This is a genomic window from Cellulomonas sp. A375-1 (genome assembly GCF_001040865.1).
Lineage (GTDB): Bacteria > Actinomycetota > Actinomycetes > Actinomycetales > Cellulomonadaceae > Cellulomonas > Cellulomonas gelida.
Window position 1 is genome coordinate 5,086 of sequence record NZ_LFKW01000123.1, and the last position, 3,061, is coordinate 8,146.

The window sequence follows — 3,061 nt, forward strand, 5'->3', positions numbered from 1 at the left end:
GCCCCCTCCCAGCGGCGGGCGGTCGCGTGCTGCCCGTCCCGACGTCAGCGGGTGCGGGCCCTCGGGTCGAGTCGCAGGGCGTCGCGCATCGTGAAGAACAGGTCGGTCTGGTCCGTCAGCCCCGCGACGCTCGCCGCCCACGGTCCGTAGGCCGCCACCCGCACCTGGCTGCCGGTGTGCTGCTGCGAGCCGCCCTCCTCGGCCGTCCCGTACGCGACGGTCATGTTCTTGCCGTCGGCGGTGACGAGCGTGCGCGTCAGCCCGGGCGTGGTGGAACCGGCTGCCACGATCTGGCTCGAGTGCGCGTGGTCCGCCGTCACGACGACGAGCGTGTCGCGGTGCTTCTTGGCGTACGCGAGCGCGACCTGAGTGGCCTCGTCGAGGTCGACCGTCTCACCGATCTGCCCGCACGGGTTCGCGGCGTGGTCCTGCTTGTCGATGCTCGCGCCCTCGACCTGCAGGAAGAAGCCCTTGCGCGCGCGGGGCTGGTCGAGCAGGTCGATCGCCTTCGTCGTCAGCTCGGCGAGGGTCGGCGCGGAGCCGTACGCCGGGTTCGGCGTGCAGCGCACCGCGGGCTCGCCGCCGCCGGTGTGCGTGGCGAGCGGGCCGTTCCAGCGCACCGGCAGGTTGCCCGCGCCGAACAGCCCGAGCACGGGTCGCTTCTGGTCGGCGGTGCGGACCTGGGCGAGACCCGCCTCGTCGGTCACCACCTGGTAGCCACGCTCGGTGGCCTGCTGCAGCAGCGTCTTGCCCGCCCACGGACCGGCGACGGCCGTCTCGCCGAACGACTTCGCGCCGCCGCCGAGCGTGACGTCCGCGCGGGTCGCCAGGATCTGCTCGGAGATCGAGCCGAGACCGCCGTACTCGAGCGCGTTCGTCGGGCAGGTCTTCGTCGTCGCGACCGGGCCGTAGCAGGACCGGCTCGTCACGTGCGAGGCGAGGACCGCGGGCGTCGCGTCCTGGATCTCCGCGGTCGAGACGTTGCCCGTGCGCAGGCCGTTGGCCCGCGCGAGCTCGAGGATCGTGCGCTGCGGCTTACCCGTGACGTCGACGGAGACCGCGCCGTTGTACGACTTGGTGCCCGTCGCCCACGCCGTGCCCGACGCCGCCGAGTCCGTCACGTAGTCCGGCTTGCTGTCGGCCTTGTCGAGCGCGTACGTCGTGTACTGACCGGTCACGGGGAGTGCGTCGAGGCCCGCGAACCGGCCCGCCGCGCCCAGCGCGTAGTTGCGGGCGACGGTGATCTCCGAGTCGCCCATCCCGTCGCCGATCAGCAGGATGACGTTGCGGGCGTGCCCGCCGACGAGCTGCTTGCGCAGCTGGTGCGTCTGGTCGCCGGCGATGCGGCGGGCGTCGCCGTTGCCGGCCAGGCTGCCCGTGGCCGCCCAGCCCGTCGCGGCGCCGGCGGTCAGCGCCAGCGCGATCGTCGCGACGGCCGCGGGGCGCAGCATGCGTGTCCTCATCAGGGTGCTCCTCGATGTGGTGCCCCGCCGCCCGATGCGCGCGGGTGGCACCACTCCACCGACGTCGGGTGGCGCGCAGCCGCCGCGCGGGTGTCGTGCGCTGGAGCACCGGACGACGATCCGGCAAACGCGGGCGAACCGGACGGAGCGCCGGTGCCCGTCGGGTCGAGAGCGGGCGGGGCTATGCTCGCGCCGATGCCCAGGGGTGTGCGCCTCCTCCTCCTGGCGAGCCTGACCCTGGTGTGGGTGGGCGCGCTGGGCCGGCTGCGCGCGTTCGCCCAGCTGTGCCTGCCGCCTGACTCCCTGGACCGACTGACGCTGCACGTGACGTCGGTCGCGCGCGCGGTCGGGTGCGTGCAGGGCGAGGCCGGCCCGGACGCGCTGACGCGGTCCGTGGTCCTGGCTGCTGCCGCGTTGCTGCCGCTGCTGCTCCTGCGCGAGCTGCTGGTGAGCCTGCACGCAGCTGGGCTCGCGGCGCCGCTCGTCGCGCTCGTGCGCCGGCTCGTCGGGGGTCTCGAGCTGCAGCCTGTGGGCACGCTCGTCGTCGCCCATGCGGGGCCCGCCCGTGCCTCTCGGTGGCCGTGGCGCTCCGCCGTCGGGCACTCCTCCACCTGGTCGCACCGGGGACCGCCGCGGTTCGTCTGAACCGCCGCCCGTCCCCGTACGTCCGACCAAGGAGTCCTCGTCATGCCCGCACCACAGTCCCCGCAGCCCACGTCCCAGAAGTCCCCTTACCCGACCCGCGACCAGCGTCGCGAGCTCGCGCGCCAGCAGGCCCGCGAGGCGCGGGAGCGCCAGCAGCGCGCGGCCCGGCGCACGCGCCTCGTCGTCGTCGCGGTCGTCGTCGTCGCGGTCCTCGGGCTCGTCGCCGCGCTCGTCTCCGCCGTCCTGCGTGCTCAGGAAGGCCGGGTGGTCGCCGCCGACGTCCTGTACCCGACCCAGTCGCCCGCGCTCGCGGACGTCACCCTTCCCGCGACGGCCGACCCGCAGACCGGCGGGCTCCCGGTCAGTGCGGCGGGTGTCGGGTCGGTCGGCGACGGGGTCACCGTCGACGTCTACCTCGACCCGATGTGCCCGTGGTGCGGCGTGCTCGAGCAGGTCAACGGCGACGACCTGGCCGAGCTCGTCGCGCAGCAGGGCGTCACGGTCGTCTACCACCCGGTCGCGGTCCTCGACGAGCTCTCCCGCGGGACGGTCTACTCGACGCGCGCGGTCAACGCGCTCGGCGTGGTCGCGGACCGCGCGCCCGCGGCGTTCCCGGCGTTCCTGGCATCGCTGTTCGCCGAAGGCACGCAGCCGGAGGAGGGCTCGGAGGGCCTCGACGACGACACCCTCGCGTCGCTCGCCGAGTCCGCGGGCGTGCCGGCTGACGTGACCGCGACGTTCACGACCAGCACGCCGAAGGGTCGGCTGTTCGCCGGGTGGGCCGCCGCGACGCCCGCGCTGATCCCGCTGAACGCCCAGGGCAAGGCCGTCACACCGACCGTGCTCATCGACGGCGAGCGGTGGGAGGGCGACTTCACGGTGCCCGGGACGCTGCGAGCCGCGGTCGAGGCCGAGATCGGCTGACCGTGCGGCGGGGGCGGCCCCCCCCGCGG

General features: G+C 74.8%; 3 protein-coding genes. 2 read left to right on the forward strand and 1 reads right to left on the reverse strand.

The annotated features are described in order from the left end of the window. Positions 1-44: 44 nt before the first annotated feature. Positions 45-1,463: an alkaline phosphatase gene (gene phoA / locus CWIS_RS12555; protein ID WP_053071709.1), complete on the reverse strand. Its 1,419-nt coding sequence runs from the start codon at positions 1,461-1,463 to the stop codon at positions 45-47. 195 nt (positions 1,464-1,658) lie between these two features. Between phoA and CWIS_RS12560 the strand changes: the two genes are divergently transcribed. Both CWIS_RS12560 and CWIS_RS12565 read left to right on the forward strand, forming a co-directional pair. Continuing rightward, positions 1,659-2,108 (forward strand): hypothetical protein, encoded by a 450-nt coding sequence (locus CWIS_RS12560; RefSeq protein ID WP_156186645.1) that lies wholly within the window; start codon positions 1,659-1,661, stop codon positions 2,106-2,108. 42 nt (positions 2,109-2,150) lie between these two features. Beyond that, positions 2,151-3,032, forward strand: a complete 882-nt coding sequence (locus tag CWIS_RS12565; protein ID WP_048343653.1) for a DsbA family protein — start codon at positions 2,151-2,153, stop codon at positions 3,030-3,032. Positions 3,033-3,061: the final 29 nt, after the last annotated feature.